The 16582-nt window shown below is 69.0% G+C and carries 15 protein-coding genes; 10 read left to right on the top strand and 5 right to left on the bottom strand.

What is annotated here, in order from left to right; all coding sequences use genetic code 11:
- Nucleotides 1-10: 10 nt before the first annotated feature.
- The 4 genes from cobO to EV192_RS50540 are packed head-to-tail and all read left to right on the top strand — an operon-like array spanning nt 11 to nt 4236.
- A complete protein-coding gene (gene cobO, locus EV192_RS50555; protein WP_132125971.1) occupies nt 11-625 on the top strand; it encodes a cob(I)yrinic acid a,c-diamide adenosyltransferase in 615 nt (204 codons plus the stop codon).
- The gene (locus EV192_RS50550; RefSeq protein WP_132125970.1) at nt 619-2046 is read left to right on the top strand and encodes a cobyrinic acid a,c-diamide synthase CobB; all 1428 of its coding nucleotides are present in this window, start codon (nt 619-621) and stop codon (nt 2044-2046) included. Before cobO ends, EV192_RS50550 begins: the two co-directional genes overlap by 7 nt.
- Before the next feature lie 10 nt (nt 2047-2056).
- Nucleotides 2057-3205, top strand: a complete 1149-nt coding sequence (locus tag EV192_RS50545) for a bifunctional cobalt-precorrin-7 (C(5))-methyltransferase/cobalt-precorrin-6B (C(15))-methyltransferase (protein WP_424923453.1) — start codon at nt 2057-2059, stop codon at nt 3203-3205.
- Nucleotides 3202-4236 carry a cobalamin biosynthesis protein gene (locus tag EV192_RS50540; protein ID WP_165961019.1) on the top strand — a complete coding sequence of 345 codons (1035 nt, stop codon included), beginning with the start codon at nt 3202-3204 and terminating at the stop codon, nt 4234-4236. The genes EV192_RS50545 and EV192_RS50540 overlap by 4 nt, the downstream gene beginning before the upstream one ends.
- On the opposite strand, the gene prcB is transcribed toward EV192_RS50540, so the two are convergent.
- The 4 genes from prcB to EV192_RS50520 form a co-directional block, all read right to left on the bottom strand.
- Entirely contained in the window at nt 4192-4980 is a 789-nt protein-coding gene (prcB, locus tag EV192_RS50535) for a proteasome subunit beta (protein WP_132125967.1), read from the bottom strand. The genes EV192_RS50540 and prcB overlap by 45 nt on opposite strands.
- A gap of 247 nt (nt 4981-5227) precedes the next feature.
- Nucleotides 5228-6046: an enoyl-CoA hydratase family protein gene (locus EV192_RS50530; RefSeq protein ID WP_132125966.1), complete on the bottom strand. Its 819-nt coding sequence runs from the start codon at nt 6044-6046 to the stop codon at nt 5228-5230.
- On the bottom strand, nt 6043-7518 hold the full coding sequence (locus EV192_RS50525) for a benzoate-CoA ligase family protein (protein WP_132126022.1): 1476 nt from the start codon (nt 7516-7518) through the stop codon (nt 6043-6045). The genes EV192_RS50530 and EV192_RS50525 overlap by 4 nt, the downstream gene beginning before the upstream one ends.
- Nucleotides 7518-8243 carry a creatininase family protein gene (locus EV192_RS50520; protein ID WP_132125965.1) on the bottom strand — a complete coding sequence of 242 codons (726 nt, stop codon included), beginning with the start codon at nt 8241-8243 and terminating at the stop codon, nt 7518-7520. Before EV192_RS50520 ends, EV192_RS50525 begins: the two co-directional genes overlap by 1 nt.
- Nucleotides 8244-8293: 50 nt before the next feature.
- Between EV192_RS50520 and EV192_RS50515 the strand changes: the two genes are divergently transcribed.
- From EV192_RS50515 to EV192_RS50495, 5 genes are all read left to right on the top strand, one after another.
- A complete protein-coding gene (locus EV192_RS50515; RefSeq protein ID WP_243727599.1) occupies nt 8294-9091 on the top strand; it encodes a PaaX family transcriptional regulator in 798 nt (265 codons plus the stop codon).
- Nucleotides 9088-9873, top strand: a complete 786-nt coding sequence (locus EV192_RS50510; protein WP_243727598.1) for a tryptophan 2,3-dioxygenase — start codon at nt 9088-9090, stop codon at nt 9871-9873. The genes EV192_RS50515 and EV192_RS50510 overlap by 4 nt, the downstream gene beginning before the upstream one ends.
- Nucleotides 9870-11030: a PLP-dependent aminotransferase family protein gene (locus EV192_RS50505; RefSeq protein WP_132125964.1), complete on the top strand. Its 1161-nt coding sequence runs from the start codon at nt 9870-9872 to the stop codon at nt 11028-11030. The genes EV192_RS50510 and EV192_RS50505 overlap by 4 nt, the downstream gene beginning before the upstream one ends.
- A gap of 116 nt (nt 11031-11146) precedes the next feature.
- Entirely contained in the window at nt 11147-12325 is a 1179-nt protein-coding gene (locus EV192_RS50500; protein WP_341771004.1) for a DUF6801 domain-containing protein, read from the top strand.
- A 249-nt stretch (nt 12326-12574) separates the two neighbouring features.
- A complete protein-coding gene (locus EV192_RS50495; RefSeq protein WP_132125962.1) occupies nt 12575-13573 on the top strand; it encodes a hypothetical protein in 999 nt (332 codons plus the stop codon).
- A 50-nt stretch (nt 13574-13623) separates the two neighbouring features.
- Here EV192_RS50495 and EV192_RS50490 read toward each other — a convergent pair whose 3' ends face one another.
- Nucleotides 13624-14892, bottom strand: a complete 1269-nt coding sequence (locus EV192_RS50490; RefSeq protein WP_341771003.1) for a PucR-like N-terminal domain-containing protein — start codon at nt 14890-14892, stop codon at nt 13624-13626.
- Nucleotides 14893-15355: 463 nt separating this feature from the next.
- On the opposite strand from EV192_RS50490, the gene EV192_RS50485 reads away from it, so the two are divergent.
- Nucleotides 15356-16528: a DUF6801 domain-containing protein gene (locus tag EV192_RS50485; protein ID WP_341771002.1), complete on the top strand. Its 1173-nt coding sequence runs from the start codon at nt 15356-15358 to the stop codon at nt 16526-16528.
- The last annotated feature ends 54 nt before the right edge of the window (nt 16529-16582 follow it).

Raw genomic sequence — 16582 nt, 5'->3', positions numbered from 1 at the left:
GGAGAGTCAAGTGCCCCAAGGAAAACCGGCCGTCACCCCGGAGGACGGCCTGACCACCCGGCAACGCCGGACCCGGCCGCTGCTGATGCTGCACACCGGCGAGATGAAGGGGAAATCCACCGCCGCGTTCGGATTGGCCCTGCGGGCGTGGAACCAAGGCTGGCCGATCGGCGTTTTCCAGTTCGTCAAGTCCGCGAAGTGGAAAGTAGGTGAGGAGAACGCCTTCCGCGCCCTTGACCGGCTGCACCAGGACACAGGGGAGGGTGCGCCGGTGGAGTGGCACAAGATGGGCGAAGGCTGGTCCTGGTCCCGCAAGCAGGGCACAACTGAAGATCATGCCGCCGCCGCGCTGGAGGGCTGGCGCGAGATAGCCCGCCGGCTGGCCGCCGAGCAGCACCGGCTGTACGTGCTGGACGAGTTCACGTACCCGCTGCACTGGGGCTGGATCGACGTGGCCGAGGTGGTGTCCACCCTGGCCGACCGGCCCGGCAACCAGCATGTCGTGATCACCGGCCGGAACGCGCCGCAGGCGTTGGTGGACGCGGCCGACCTGGTCGTCACCATGACCAAGGTGAAGCACCCGATGGACGCCGGCCAGAAGGGCCAGCGGGGCATCGAATGGTGATCCCCCGGGTCGTCATCGCCGCCCCGGCGTCCGGCACAGGCAAGACCACGGTGGCCACCGGGCTGATGGCCGCGTTGAGACGGCGTGGCACGAAAGTGGCGCCGTTCAAAGTCGGGCCGGACTACATCGACCCGGGCTACCACACGCTGGCCGCCGGCCGGCCGGGCCGCAACCTGGACCCGGTCCTGGTCGGCGAGTCACTGGTGGCGCCGCTGTTCGCACACGGCGCGCTGGGCACGGACATCGCGGTCATCGAGGGCGTGATGGGGATGTTCGACGGCCGGCACCCCACCGCGGACTTCGGCTCGACCGCGCACCTGGCCAAGCTGCTGCGCGCCCCGGTGCTGCTCGTCGTGGACGCGTGGGGGCAGGCCCGGAGCATGGCCGCGCTCGTGCACGGCTTCCGCGCGTTCGACCCGGACGTGACGTTGGCCGGCGTGATCGCCAACCGGGTCGGGTCGACGTACCACGCGGAGATCCTGGCCGGCGCGTGTGCCGAGGTGGGGCTGCCGCTGCTGGGCGCGTTGCGCCGGGAGGACGCGATGGCGGTGCCGTCCCGGCACCTCGGCCTGGTCACGGCGGCCGAGCACGGCCCGGAGGCGGTCCGGGTGATCGACATCATGGCCCGGCTCGTGGCCGGCGGCGTCGACCTGGACGCGGTGGTCAAGGTGGCCGCCACGGCGGCGCCGCTGGACACCGAGCCGTGGCGCCCCGAGGTCGCTGCCGGCGAAGGACGGCCGACGATCGAGGTGGGCGGGTCAAGTACGGCTGTCGCGCTGGAGGGCGGCAGGTCAGGCACGGCCGTCGCGGTGGATCGTGGCGGGTCACGTCCGGTCGTCGCGGTCGCTGGTGGGGCCGCTTTCACGTTCGGTTACGCCGAGCATGTCGAGATCCTGCGCGCGGCCGGCGCCGACGTGGCTGTCTTCGACCCGTTGCGGGATCCTGAGCTGCCCGCGGGCACGCGTGGGGTTGTGTTGCCCGGCGGGTTTCCCGAGCAACACGCGGAGGCACTGTCCGCGAACAGTTCGCTGCGGCAGGCGCTCAAGGCGTTCGACGGGCCCGTGCACGCCGAGTGCGGCGGGCTGTTGTTCCTGGTCAAGAGCCTGGACGGGCACCCGATGTGTGGGGTGCTCGACGCCACGGCCGAGATGACGCCCAGCCTGTCCCTGGGTTATCGGGACGCGGTCGCCCCCGGCACGTCGGTGCTGTGCGCTGAGGGCACGCGGTGGACCGGCCACGAGTTCCACCGGACGGTCGTGCGCCCGCCGCGCGCGGACCAGGCCGCGTGGGTGTGGCGTGACCGCGAGGGTGTTGTCGTCCGGGAGGGCTTTGTATGCGGTCGCATACACGCCTCCTACCTGCACACTCATCCCGCCGGCAACCCCGGGGCGATAGCCCGGTTCGTGCGCGCGTGCACATGAGTGGCAGGGTATGGCTGTGACCGTGACTGTGATCGGGGTCGACGGCAAGACCCTCCCACCTGGCGGTGCCGACACCGTGAATGCAGCGGACCTGGTCGTAGGAGCCCAACGGCACCTCGCTGACCACGCTCCCGACGGTGTGCGCACGCTCGATGTGGACGGTGTGGCAGCGGCAGACCTGCAGGCGGCGACGCGTGCCGTGGTGTTGGCGGACGGCGACCCCGGGTTCTTCGGGGTGGTTCGGACCTTGCGGGAGAAAGGTGTCCGGTTGACCGTCCTGCCCGCGGTGTCCGCGTTGCAGCGGCTGGTCGCGGCGATCGGGCGGCCGTCGGACGACGTCACGGTGGTGGACGGCACGGATCTCAAACGGGCGCTGAACGTGTGCCGGGCCCAGTCCGCCGTCGCGGTGCTCGGGGTCAACCCGGCCGAACTGGCGGTGGGGCTCGGCGGATGGCGCCGGTCGCTCGTGGTGCTGACCGACGACGGCGCGTCCACTATGGACACTGTGGCGGCGGCCGGCCGGAAGTGGCCCGAACCGACCCTGGTGCTGTGCCTGGCGGAGGCGGACGTGGTTCCGTCGAGCGGGTGGATCGCCGGTGCGCGACCACTGTCCGGCGGCTGGGCGTTCAGCGAGGACGACTTCTCGCATCGCGACGGCCTGGTGACGACCGCCGAGGTTCGGGCGCTCGCGTTGCCTCGGCTGGCACCCGGACCGGGCACCCTGGTGTGGGATGTCGGCGCTGGGTCGGGCGCGGTCGCGGTCGAGTGCGCGCGGCTGGGGTCGGCGGTGCTCGCGGTGGAACGGGATCCCATGCAGTGCTTGCGGATCATGGCCAACGCCAGTCAGTACAATGTGGACGTTCGGGTGGTGGAAGCCGAGTTGCTGGCCGCGATCAGCACCTTGCCGAAACCCGACGCGGTGTTCGTCGGTGGCGGCGGTGAAGCCGTCCTCAGGGCCTGTGTGTCGGTCGAAGCCTCGCGAATCGTGGTCGCCCTGCCGTCCATCGACCGGGTCGCCGCGACCCGGTCGGCGCTCGCGTCGGCGGGCTACACGGTGTCGGGCTGCCAGTTGTCGGCGGCGCGGCTGGCGGAACTGCCGGACGGCGGTACCCGGTTGGCGGCGGTGGATCCGGTGACCGTGGTGTGGGGCGAGCGGTGATCGGGCTGTTCGCGGCGACGGCCGCGGCCGAACGGGTCGCGGGCGAGGTCGCCGTCGGGCTGGGCACCGACGCCGTGGTGGTGGGCCGGCCACTGCGGCCCACGCTGGTCCGGATGTGGCCGGAGCTGGGCACCGCGGTGTTCTTCATGGGAGCGGGGGCGGCGATCCGGTTGGTCGCGCCCCTGATCGAAGGCCGGTACACCGACCCCGGTGTGGTGTGCGTGCACGACGGGTACGCGGTGGCCTTGACGGCCGCGGGGAACCCGGTCGCGTACCAGATCGCCGACGTGCTGCCGGACTGCGTCGCGGTGTCCACTTCGGACTTCATCGGAGCGTCCCCTGTGGACGAACTGGTGGAGGCCCTTGAGGCCGCGGTCGACGGCGACCTCACGGCGTGCGGAGCGGCCGTGGTCAGCGGCGACCCGGTGCGCCTGCTGAACCCGTTGGGCCTGCCCTTGCCCGACCTGCCCGGAAACCTCCAGCCGGACAACTACGAGACCGAGTGGACGGTCGTGATCGACGACAGGGTGCCCACTGTGCGCCCGCGCGGGAACGTGCTGCGACTCATCCCGCGAACACTGGTCGTCGGAGTCGGCGCCAGCCGCGGTGTGCCGGCGTCAGCGGTCACCGAAGCGTTGGGACTGCTGGAATCCGAGCACTCCCTGGATCCGCGTGCGGTCCGGTCGTTCGCCACCGTGGACGCGAAGGCCGGCGAGCAGGGCATCCAGTCGGCGTTGGAGGACTGGTCCTTCTGGCACAGCGAACGAGACGGCTGCGTACCCCCGCTCGCCCTTCGGACCGCGGCGGAACTGGCTGCCGTGGCGGTGCCGAACCCGTCGGTGACGGTGGCGGAAGAGGTCGGGACGCCGAGCGTCGCCGAGGCCGCCGCGCTGCTGACCGCCCGGGAACTGGGCGGCCGGGCCGAACTGGCCGCCCCGAAAACCAGCATCGGCAACGTGACCGTGGCCGCCGCCCGAATCCTGCCCTCAGCGGGACCGGTCGGCGATGACCGCTTCGGCGATCGCGCCTGATTCCTCGTTGGTGAACTGGCGGTAGCCGTCGGCGGTCACCGTGGCCAGCAGCGGGAAGAGGCGGCGGACCAGGTCCGGGCCGCCGGTGGCGCTGTCGTCGTCGGCCGCGTCGTACAGGGCTTCCACGCAGATCCGGGCGGCTCCGGCCTCGGTCAGGCCGGGACGCCAGAGCTTCTTCAACGCGCCTTTGGCGAAGTAGGAGCCCGAGCCGACCGATTCGTAGTCCTTGTCCTCGGTGACGTGGCCGGTGATGTCCGTGCTGAAGATCCGGCCGGTGTTCCGCCGCTGGTCCCAGCCGGCGAACAGCGGGATCACGGCCATGCCCTGCTCGGCCGCGGCCAGGTTGGCGCGGATCATGGCGCCGAGCCTGTTCACCTTGCCCTCGATGGACAGTTGAACACCTTCGATCCGGTCGTACTGCTCCAGTTCGACCTGGAACAGCTTCACCATCTCGACCGCCAGGCCGACGGTCCCGGCGAAGGCGATCCCGGAGTGGTCGTCCGCCGGGTAGACCTTGTCCAGGTCCCGCTGGGCGATCAGGTTGCCCGCGGTGGCCCGCCGGTCGCCGGCCAACAGCACGCCGTCCGCGTGCGCCACGGCGAGCACGGTCGTGCCGTGTGGGACGTTGTCCAGGGGGTGCTCGATACGCCTGTTCCAGGGCAGCAGCTCGGGGGCGTGCGCCTGCAGGTGGCTGAAGAACGAGGAGTTGGTCACGTCCATGGAGAATGTGGGCTCCGCAGTCATCCCTCGCTCTTTCCGCTCGCCGAAAGCACCGTCCACACCAGCTTAGTGGTCACGACCGGAAGTTCGTCGGGGGTCTCGACGGCCCAGCTTCCCGCTGGCCGCACCGGCCAAAGGCACTGGTACAACCCGGTACAAGCCCCTTCGTCCGGCACGGCTGTGCTGATCAACCTCGGCTGGAAACCTGGATCCGCCGAATACCCCCAACGAACCTCCGGTCGCAACCACTAGTGGGGCGGGATCGGCAGAGTCAGCGCCCGGTCCAGAGGGGGGCGCGGCCGGCCGCCCAGGCCGCGTAGAACTCGGCGTGGTCGTCGCTCTTCATCAGCAACGCCTGCGTGATCGCCTCCAGTTCGATGGCCGAGCCCAGGTCCATGTCCAGTTCCCGGGTGAGCAGGACCTTGGTCGTGGAGTACGCCAGCGCGGGGCCGTCGGCCAGGCGACGGGCCAGCGCGGCCGCCTCGCCTGCCAGGTCGTCCACGACCCGGGTGGCCAGGCCGATGCGTTCGGCGGTGGCCGAGTCCACCTTGTCGCCGAGGATCAGCAGCTCGGTGGCCCGGCCGAGGCCGACCAGCCGGGGCAGCAGGTACGCCGAGCCCATGTCCGCGCCGGCCAGCCCGACCTTGGTGAACAGGAACGCGAACGCCGCGTTCCGGGCGAGCAGCCGGAAGTCGCTGGCCAGGGCGATCACCGAGCCGGCGCCGGCGGCGATCCCGTTCACCGCGGCGATCACCGGCAGCGGGCACTCGCGGAGCGCCTTCACCACCGCGCCGGTCATCCGGGTGAACTCCAGCAGCTGCGCCGGGGCCATCTTGCGCAGCTCGCCGATGATCTCCTCGACGTCGCCGCCGGAGCAGAAGCCGCGGCCCTGCCCGCTGATGACCAGGACGCGGGCGTCGCCCCGGTGCGGCAGCTCGGCCAGCAGGTCCCGCAGGTCGGCGTACGAATCGAACGTCAACGCGTTGAGCTTCTCCGGCCGGTTCAGGGTCACGGTGGCGACGCCGTCGGCGACCTCGAAGTCGAAGTGGTCCCACTTCTCGGTGAACGCGGCCGATGCCCGGAAAGTCAAGGTGAGTCTCCTCGTAGCGCTCTGCGGTCCAGCTTGCCGGACGCGGTCTTCGGCAGCTCGGGGACGAACTGGACGTCCCGGGGATATTTGTGCGGTGACAGCCGCTTCTTGACGAAATCCTGCAGTTCCGCGGCTGTGACGTCGGAAGACACCACGAAAGCCCGCGGTTTGACGAGCCCGTTCTCCTGGTAGCCGACCACCGCGCACTCCGTCACGGCCGGATGCGCCATCAGGCAGTTCTCGATCTCCGCCGGCGCCACCCACACGCCGCCGACTTTCAGCAGGTCGTCGGCGCGGCCCTGGTAGTAGAAGAAGCCGTCCTGGTCACGGGTGACGAGGTCGCCCGACCGGACGGTGTGCGGCCGAGGGAACGTCGCCGCGGTCTTCTCCGGCGCCTGGAAGTACTCCAGCGCGACCGTCTCGCCCGTGATCTCCAGCCGGCCGACCTCGCCGTCGGGCACCGGCCGGCCGTCGAGGTCCACGACCTGCGCCCGGTATCCGGGGACGACCTGGCCGAGGCTGCCGCGCCGGGCGTCACCCGGCCGGTTCGACAGGTAGATGTGGTACGCCTCGGACGACCCGATGCCGTCGAGGACCTCCACCCCGAACGTGTCCATCCACCGCCGGTGCAGCTCGGCGGGCAGCGCCTCACCGGCCGACGTGCACAGGCGCAGCGAGCTCAGGTCCTGCCTGGCCGCGTCCGGGTGGGACACCATCGCGCCCATCATGGTGGGCACGTTCACCAGGATCGTCGGCCGGTGCTCGGCGATCAGCTCGAAGATCCGGTCCGCTGTGGTGCGTTCCGGGAACACGATCCCGGCGCCGCCGACCCCGAACGGGAACAACGCGGTCATGTCCCTGGCGTAGCCGAAGAACAGTTTGGGCACGGGCAGGACGACGTCGTCCGGCCGGATGTCCAGGACGCCGCGCGCGTACCAGTCGAAGCTCAGCAGCGGACTGCGGGCGGCCAGGACACACGCCTTGGGCGCGCCGGTGCTGCCGGTGGTGAACTTCCAGATGGCCACGTCGTCGCGGGAGGTCGGCGCCGCGGCGAGTGCGCTCGGCTGCCGGTCGGTGTCCAGGCCCACGATCAGGTTCGGCGCGCCGGCCTCGATGAGCTTGGCCGCGGTCGTCCGGTCGGCGAGCACCACCTTGGGCGACACGTACTCCACGAAGTACCGGTAGTCCTTGACCGGCAGGAACGTGTACACCTCGGCGGTCACCGCGCCGATCTTCTGCGCCGCGTACCAGGCGACCACGAAGTCCAGGCCGTCACTCATCGCGATGAGCACCCGGTCGCCTTGCCGCACACCGAGTTCCAGCAACGCGTTGCCCGCCTGGTTGACGCGGGTGGCCAGGTCGCCGTACGTCACCGGGCCGTCGCCGGTGATCAGCGCGGTCCGGCCGGGGTCATTGCGGTCGACGAAGTAGGACGCGATGTTGAAGCTCGCCGGGACGTCCTCGTACCGCATCACGCCATCAGCTCCAGCACCATGTCGGTCAAGGTGTCGAAGGTCCGCCGGCCTTCCTCGGCGGTCGCGGCCGCCGGCGAGCCACAGTACGCGTCGGGCATGCCCATGGCGACGAAGTCCGTGCGTCCGGCGGCCATCGCGGCCGGCATGTCCACGGTGACCGGCGCGAGTGCGGCCATCTGGTCCTGGTCGACCAGGTCCGGCCGGTCCGCCAGCACCAGTGACGTCTCGTACTGGCCGGCGTGGCACGACCCGGTCTGGAACTCCTCGGTCAACCGGGCCGCGTTCTTCCGCCGGACCAGGTCCAGGTAGCCGACGTTCACCGCGTTCGTCGCGCGTCGCAGCGTGGCCACGTGCTCAGGCTCGAAGTGGTTGTTCACCACGATGATGTCCACGAAACCCTGGTTGATCAACGAGGTGCACACGTCCGTGACGATCGCGTACAGCGTCTCCTCACTGACGTGCACAGCTCCGGGGAACGCCCCGGCATACCGCGTGACGCCGTAGGGGAGTGGCGGCAGGACCAACGCGCGCAGCGTCGGGTGGTCTTTCAGTCGTTGGGCGACGCGCTCGCAGACACCCGCGGAGATGAGCGGGTCGGTGCCGAGGGGCGCGTGTGGTCCGTGCGGCTCGATCGCGCCGACGGGAAGCAGCAGCACCGGTCGGCGTGGTCCGGCCAGCAGCGCCGCCACCTGCGGTGACGTCAGCTCGGCGAAGTAGAGCACCTATGAAACATTACGGTTGACCCCGGTGATGAGTCAACTATGCTCCGGGCATGCCCGAGGCGCCGCAGGACCTGGTGATGACGCTGCTTGGCGCGCACCTACGGCCCCGCGACCGGCAGGTGTGGTCCGGCGGCCTGGTCGACCTGCTGGCCGAGTTCGGGTTCTCGGCCGGCGCCGCCCGCGTCGCGCTCACCCGGCTGGTCCGGCGCGAGCTGCTCGCCCGGGTCAAGGACGGCCGGCTGGTGCACTACACGGTCACGTCCCGCAGCGCGGCCGTGTTCGAGGAAGGCGACCGGCGGATCTTCACGCTCGGCACCACCGCGGTCGATACTCCACAGTGGACGGTTCTGTGGCACGCCATCCCGGAGGACCAGAAGGTGGCGCGCACCCGGCTCGTCCGCCGGCTGCGGTTTCTCGGGTTCGGCCCAGTGCAGGACGGCACGTGGATCGCCCCGCACGACCGGGAACACGAGGTCACGGCCCTGCTCGCGGAACACGGCGTCCAAGAGCACGCCGGCCTGCTGCTCGGCCACCCGGCGGCGTCGCTGGACTTCACCGCGTTCGTCGGCCGGGTCTGGGACCTGGACCAGCTGAGCGGCCGGTATGAGGCGTTCGTCGACGAGTTCGGCGGCCACGACCCGGCCACCGTGACCGACCGGCAGGCACTCGTGCTGCGCACCCGCCTCACCCACACGTTCCGGCAGTTCCCGTTCCTGGACCCGGAACTGCCCGCCGGGCTGGTCCCGCCACCTGTTCACCGCGCGGACGCCGTGCGGTTGTTCCATGATCTCTACACCGCGCTGGCCCCAGCGGCGATGCGCCGTTTCAACGAGGTGATGCAGCCGTGACCGACAACGCAGCCCTGACGTACAGCAAGTACCTGGCGCTGGACGACGTGCTCGACGCCCAGCATCCACGGTCCACCGAGCATGACGAGATGCTGTTCATCGTCATCCACCAGGTGTACGAGCTGTGGTTCAAGCAGTTGCTGCACGAGTTCGCCCGGCTGCAACGGATGCTCACCAACGGTGAGACCGCGCACGCCCTGCACACCCTGAAGCGGTCGCTGACCATCCTCAAGGTGGTGGTGGCCCAGATCGACGTGCTGGAGACGATGACCCCGCGTCAGTTCACCAGCTTCCGGGAACGCCTCGACGCGTCCAGCGGCTTCCAGTCGGCGCAGTTCCGTGAGGTCGAAGCCGTGCTGGGCCGGCGCGACGCGCGGGTGGTCAAGCACTATCCCGAAGGGCCGCACCGGGACCGGATCGGCGCGGCGATGTCCCGTCCGTCCATTTTCGACTCGTTCCTGGGCTATCTCGCCGCGCATGACTACGCCGTGCCGCACGACCGGCTGCATCGGGACCTGTCGCTGCCGTTGGAGCCTTCGCCCGAGCTGCAGAAGGTCCTGCTGAAGGTGTACCGGGACGACGCCGGTGCCGCGCAGATCTGCGAGCGCCTGGTCGACCTGGACGAGGGTCTGCAGGAGTGGCGGTACCGGCATGTGAAGATGGTCGAGCGGACCATTGGGGACAAGACCGGGACCGGCGGCTCGGCCGGCGCGAAGTACCTGCGGTCCACATTGTTCACGCCGATCTTCCCGGACCTCTGGGCGGTCAGGAGCGAGCTGTGAGCGACCAGTCCGCGCGGCTCGCGCCGCACTACGCCAAGTTCAAGGTCACCGAACGGCTGCTGCTGTCCGGGCACTCCCATCAGGCGTGGCCGGATGTCGCCCTGGCCGGCCAGATCGAGGCGTTCGAGGACGCGGCCAGGGACGTGGACGCCAAGTGGAACCGGGCGTTCGCCAAAGCCGACCGGGTCCGCGACGGCTTCCGCCTCTTCCTGGACGAGCCCGGCGCCGAACTGGCGCTCGGCGGGAACACCCACGAACTGGTCCTGCGCTTCCTGTCCAGTGTGGACCTTCCCCGGCGGCCGCGCCTGGTCACCTCGGACGGTGAGTTCCACACCCTGCGCCGCCAACTCGCCCGTCTCGACGAAGAAGGCGTCGAAGTGGTCCGGGTACCCGCCCTGCCCGCGGACACCCTGGCCGAACGGCTGGCCGCCGAGATCGACGACCAAACGTGCGCGGTCCTGGTCTCGGCAGTGCTGTTCGAGACCTCGCGGATCGTCCCCGGCCTCGACCATCTCGCCCAAGTATGCGCCGAGCGCGAGGTTGAGCTGCTGGTGGACGCCTACCACGCGCTCGGCGTCGCCCCGTTCTCCACAAAGGACATCCCGAACAGCTGGGTGGTCGGCGGCGGCTACAAGTATCTCCAACTGGGCGAAGGAAACTGCTTCCTGCGCGTCCCACCGCACGCGGACAGGTTCCGCCCGGTGATCACGGGCTGGTACGCGGAGTTCACCGACCTGGCCGCCGACCACAAACCAGGAACAGTGGGTTACGGCCACGGCGCGGTCCGATACGCCGGCGCGACCTATGACCCGACAAGCCACTACCGCGCCGCACGGGTCTTCGACTTCTTCGTCGAACAAGGCCTCACCCCGGCCGTTCTCCGAGGCATCTCGTTGCGCCAGAACGCTTTGCTCGCGGACGCGGTCGACGCGGCCGGCATATCCGGGATCGTTCGCGATCAGGCGCCACGCGAGGAGTTCGGCGGCTTCCTGTCGCTGCGAACGCCGGACGCTGGACGGTTGCAGGCATTCCTGGCCCAGCGCGGAGTCCTGACCGACAGTCGGGGCGAGTTCCTGCGCCTCGGTCCCGCGCCGTACCTGTCCGACAGCCAGCTGGCGGCCGCGGTGGGCCACCTGGCGGCAGCCGCCACTGGGTGAGCGGATCACCTCGGGTGTTCGGGGGAATCCGCCGATCGGTGGAGTCGAACATCGCTACGCGTCAGTAACCTGCCCTTTGTTCGTTCTGGGGCAATAGACGCGCGGAAAGGCGATGCATGATGCCTTGGACTTCGTGGAAAAACAGATCCCATGTGTTTTCGGGCGCGGTTCCTCTGGCGGTCGCGCTGATGGTCGGCGTATCTGGCGGACCGGCCGCCGGTGTGCCAACCAACGTGTCCGTGAGCAAGACGCTGAACTATACGTGTACGGTTCCGAATTTGCCCGGTCAATCTTTGCGCGGGACGTTCGGGATAACGTTCCCCGATTCAGTGAAGGCCGGCGAGAAGATCCGCTACACCGGTTTCTCGATCGGGCTTGAACTGAGTGCGAGCGTGACGGACGTGTTCCGCCAGCACAGCGCGGTGTCGGTGGACGGCGGCGGGAAGCTGGACTACGACCTCACGCTCAACACCGCGGGGATGACGGTCACCTCGCCGGGGTCGCCGATCCCCCAAGCCGACCTGCCGGCCACCGGTCCGGTGACCGTGGCCCTGGCCACCGAGTTGCCCGCGTTGACCGCCCGGCAGGCCGGCAGCCTGGCGCTGGGCGTCGGGTCCGGCCTCGACCTGGCGCTGACGCCGAGACTGGCCGACGGCACGCCGACCGACCTCGGCACGGTGCCGGTGTCGTGCGCACTCGCGACGGGCCAGGACCCGTCGCTGGCCACCACCCAGATCACCGCCGCCGCGGCCGCCAAAGGTGCCGGGGTGAACATCGGGGTGACCAAATCGCTGATCTACAAATGCACGGTTCCCCTTGTCGGTCCGCAGAACATCACCAAGACGGTCAACATCACCTTCCCGGACACCGCCGGGGTACGGGAGAAATTCCGGCCGACGAACTTCACTCTGGATGTGACGGTGAATTCCAATCTCGTGGCGGCGTTCCGTTCCTTCCAGGCGAAGACAATGGAGGGTTTCGGTGTGGCTGACATAGATGTGGTGATGAACGGTCTGGGTCTGACTGTCAGCGGACCCAGCGTCACAATTCCCAAGGTGCCTGTGCCGCAGCAGCCCGGTTCGGTGATGCGATTCACGATGACGGCCGACATGCCGGCGCTCGCTTTGTGGCAGCCCGGATCGGTGTCCATCGCCGCGGGCCGTGAACTCAACGAGCGGCTCACCTTCCGTAAGGAGGACGGCTCGCTGACCGCGCTCGGCCAGAACGTGCTGGTGCCCTGCACCCAGAATCCGGGCCAGGACAACCTGCTCGCGACCATCCCGATCACGAACTGACCCGCACACAGGCGTACGGGATCCGCGATCATCCTGGTACCAAAGGAGATGGAGCGATGAAGCTAGTGGCTCGTCTACCAAGGTTCGCCGGGTTTCTCGACGGCCCAGCTTCCCGCTGACCGCACGGCCGAACCGGGCGAGTACGCCCGGTACGAGCCCGGTCCGGCCGCACGCCCAGCGGAAACCTGGATCCGCCGAATAAACCCAGCAACCTTGGTAGACGAGCCACTAGGCGTACGACTGGCAGCCGTGATCGGCGGCGCGCTGCTCGCCGCCGGGGTCCCGGCGACGGCCGCCGCCGGGCCCACGATCGTCGACCTGGGGATGCTGCCCGGTGACACGGACAGTTCCGCCGTCGCGATCAACGACGGCGGTGTCATCGTGGGTTCGTCCACCAACGGCACCCGCAGGCGAGCCGTCAGGTGGAGTACCGGCGGGACCATCACGGATCTGGGCGTCCCCGCTGGGGACACGTCCAGTTCTGCCAGTGGAGTCAATGCCGGTGGGGTGGTTGTCGGCTATTCCTCGCGGCCGGCCGCTCCGCCGTATCCGCCTTACGTCCTGGTGTACCAACCGGTGCGCTGGGCTCCCGATGGCACGATGACTGTGCTGCCCTTGTTGCCCGGGACTACGACGGGGATGGCCAGGGGAATCAACGACGCGGGTGTTGTGGTCGGCAACTCCGGGAGTTTCCCGGTGCGGTGGGAAATCGACGGCACGATCACCAAGCTGCCGTTGTCCGGCAGTGGTTCCGCCCAGGGGGACCACATCAACAACCACGATGTCGTCGCGGGGTGGGCCGCGATTTCCTCGCCCAGCAACCAGCATGCGGCCCGCTGGGCGAACGGCGGTTTCACCGACCTCGGCACGTTGTCCGGCGACTCCAACAGCTGGACCGAAGGGATCAACGACGCCGGGGTGGTGGTCGGGTTCTCGTACCCGACCGACGCCGAACGCGCGGTGCGGTGGACCGTCGGCGGTGTCATCCAGCAGCTTCCGTCGCTCGCGGGCGGTGGGTCGGGCCGGGCCAACGGGATCAACGACAGCGGCGCGATCGTCGGGTACGACGGCCCGTACCTGGGGTCGTACCGGCACGCGGTGCGGTGGAACACCGACGGCACCATCACCGACCTCGGCACCTTGTCGGGCAGTGTCGACAGCCGCGCGCAGGGCGTCAACGCCGGCGGGGAAATCGTCGGTGTGTCGTTTGTGTCCGGAAAGTCGCACGCGGTTCGCTGGCCACACTGACAATTCCTGAACCGGGTGAGTGGTCGGCCAAGCCGGCCACTCACCACCATTTACTCCGCGTTGTCCAGGAAATGCATCGCGCGCAGTGAGATCTCCATGTGGAAACGGTCATCCGGGTCATTCAGGCGGTCACCGAACAAAGCTTCCAACTGATGCAGACGATAGCGAACCGTCTGCGGGTGGACCTTCAACCGGCCCGCTATCTCCGGTGCGCTACCGCTCGTTTCCAGCCACGCGAGCAGTGTCTCGCCGAGCCGAGCGCGCTGTTTGACGGTCAGGTCGGCGAACGGGCTGAGGGTCCGCTCGGCCAGTTCCCGCGCCAAGAATTCGTCAGTGAGCAGCCACAGTGTGGCGAGATGCTCATTGGTCCAGACAATTGGAGTGTCGTCGACCAGGCCACGCCGCACGAGGGTGAGTGTTTGCCTGGCCAACCGCAGAGATGTCCGCGCTTCGGTGAGCCGAACCCGCGGGCCCACCGCGACCCGCCAGCCGGGCAGCTGTTCATGCAGGGTGCGCATGTGTTGGCTGGACGCGTCGAGCACCAGGCACGGTTCGGCGGCCTCAAGGTCCTCCAGCACGCCGTCGTCGAACGTCGGCATCTCGTACTCGGAGTTGCGGTGCTCCAGGGCGACCGCGACCACGTACTCCGGCACCGGCCACGAGGCGGTGATCGCCAGGTCGGCCAGGGTCTGCGGGGACGCGGGCGGCTCGGCCAGGATCATCTCCAGCAGCCGGCGGCGCCGCCGTTCCAGTGCGCCGGCCGCCCTGGCCTGCGCGGCCGCGTATCCCTCCAGCGACAGCACCGAGATCTCGTCGATGTAGTCGAACACCGCTTCGGCGAGCTGACAGATCGTGACCACGGGCAGGTTCACCGCCTGGCCGAACTCGGCGATCCTGCGCCACGCCACGCGAGCACCGATCCGGTACGCGCTCTGCAGCGTGTCCACGCTGCGGCCCTGCGCGACTTCGAGCCGGCCGAGGTGCCGGAACACCTTCGCGCGGTCCTCGCGCGGGGCGGTCGGGTCGGCGAGCCGGTCGATGAACTGGGTCACCGCCTGCTCGACACCGCCGGTCACGACCTGGCCGAACGGACCGTCGAGCAGCCGCGCGTATTCCGGGATCGACCTGCGGATCTCGTGCACCACGGCGACCGCGACCTCGGCCGCGCGCGGCCGGAACAGGCTGGCCAGCTCACGCGGCAGGGTCGACCAGATCCTGGTCGACGACACGTGCTTGCGCGGCGGCGGGAGTAACCCGTCGAGTCGCGTCCCGGTGTGCACGGCAGTGCTCGGCGTGCGGCGGGTCCCCGGCTCGGTCACGGCCTCTTCCTTTTGAGCGGCAACAGAAACCTGTCTTATCGTCGTTGATATCGCCCAAGAGTTATAACGTTCGAACTATATTTTGACGGAACCTTTGCTGTCAACGGCTCACCGGACGCCGTCACGGTTGGGCAACGCCATTCGGAGTAGTGCGGTTGCGCCTGTCACCAGCGTGACAACTTCGCCCCGGGCTTCTGTGCCGGCCGGACAATATTGGGCTGAACGGGTTACGTTCGGATACTCCACGCTTGTTCAGCGCGCACCACCGTAACAACATCGAGATCGTTCTTCCGCAGGTCTGTGCTAAGTTTCGCACAGCTGGCCCGGACATTTAGCAAGGTCTTGTTACCCCTGTCTCACCGAAGTAACCTACTCGCTGGTAGGTCCGCCTAGTGAATCATTGCTGGGGCTACATCAGCCACGTTCTTACCGCCCTGTCCGGTGGGAGCCTAGGAGGTAGGTAATGAAGATAGGCCAACTAAGACTTTCTGGGAGACGTATTGCCACTCTAGCCGTAGCGGCCGCGATGGCCGGCGGTTTCATTGTCGGTGGAGCGGTGACGGCCTCGGCCAGCCCCGTTTCCAAAGTCTTCACTTATAAGTGCACATTCCCGTTGGTCGGCGCGCAGGATGTCACGGCGACGGTCGCCGTGGACCTTCCTGACACGGGTACTCCGGGCACGCGGCTCGCGCTCGGCGACCTCTCCATCACCGCCACCCTGAGCGCGAACATCGTCAGCGCGCTGCGCGCGTTCGGGACGGCCACCACCTCCGGTACGGCGACGGCTGACGTGGACGCCAGCCAGAACTCCACCAACATCACCCTGGGCCTGCCCGGCTTCAAGATCGCCCCGCAGACCGTGCCGCCGTCGGGCACCATGCCGGTGGCCATCTCCGGCCCGACGCCGAGCATGATCGTGTACACCGCCGGCAACGTCGTGATCAAGGCCGGCACCCAGTTCAACGCCAAAGTGGACACCCGCAAGGCGGACGGCACCCCGACCAGCCTGGGTATCCTCAACGTCCCGTGCAACGTGAAGGCCACCACGCCGGCGCAGGACCTGACGTTGAAGACGATCGTGGTGACCGGTGCCAACGCGACCCCACCGAGCCTCGGCACCCAGGTGCCTGGCGGGACCGTGAGCAAGTCGCTGACGTACACCTGCGTCTTCCCAACGACCGGCGCGGTCAGCGTCACCGGTACGGCCACGGGCACCATCCCGGCGTCCGGCGCGCACGGCACCCGGATCCAACCCACCCTGTCGGTGAGCGCGGCCCTTCCCAGTAACGTCGTTGACGTGTTGCGGAACAACAACGCCGCGACCGTGTCCGGCTCCGGCCGGGCGGACGTCTTCGCCACCTACGGCGGGACGAACCTCACCCTGGGCGTTCCCGGTCCGGTTCCGTCGGTGGCCGTCCCGGCTACCGGTGGCCTGTCCGCGACCCTCTCGCCCGCGGTGCCGAGCTTCTCCGTTCCGGCCGCTGGTGCCATCCAGCTCGCCGCCGGTCCTGAGCTGAACGGCACGTTCACCCCGTTGCTGGCGAACGGCAACCCGACCGCTCTTGGCACCTTCAACGTGCCCTGCACGTTGAACCCCGGCCAGGACCCGGCCATCGGGACCATCACCATCACCTGATCCCACCGAGTAAACGGGCCGGTGTGGCCGTCTCCCACAGGGATGGCCACACCG

This window comes from Actinocrispum wychmicini (genome assembly GCF_004345645.1).
In the GTDB taxonomy this organism is placed as follows: domain Bacteria; phylum Actinomycetota; class Actinomycetes; order Mycobacteriales; family Pseudonocardiaceae; genus Kibdelosporangium; species Kibdelosporangium wychmicini.
This window is presented reverse-complemented; position numbering and strand designations above follow the sequence as displayed.

Bases quoted from the DNA above. Each gene is read 5' to 3' on its own strand.
- EV192_RS50545 (WP_424923453.1), top strand. From the start codon at position 2,057: ATGGCTGTGACCGTGACTGTGATCGGGGTCGACGGCAAGACCCTCCCA.
- EV192_RS50515 (WP_243727599.1), top strand. From the start codon at position 8,294: ATGCCCGAGGCGCCGCAGGACCTGGTGATGACGCTGCTTGGCGCGCAC.
- EV192_RS50485 (WP_341771002.1), top strand. From the start codon at position 15,356: ATGAAGATAGGCCAACTAAGACTTTCTGGGAGACGTATTGCCACTCTA.
- EV192_RS50550 (WP_132125970.1), top strand. From the start codon at position 619: ATGGTGATCCCCCGGGTCGTCATCGCCGCCCCGGCGTCCGGCACAGGC.
- prcB (WP_132125967.1), bottom strand. From the start codon at position 4,980: ATGACTGCGGAGCCCACATTCTCCATGGACGTGACCAACTCCTCGTTC.
- EV192_RS50500 (WP_341771004.1), top strand. From the start codon at position 11,147: ATGATGCCTTGGACTTCGTGGAAAAACAGATCCCATGTGTTTTCGGGC.
- EV192_RS50525 (WP_132126022.1), bottom strand. From the start codon at position 7,518: ATGCGGTACGAGGACGTCCCGGCGAGCTTCAACATCGCGTCCTACTTC.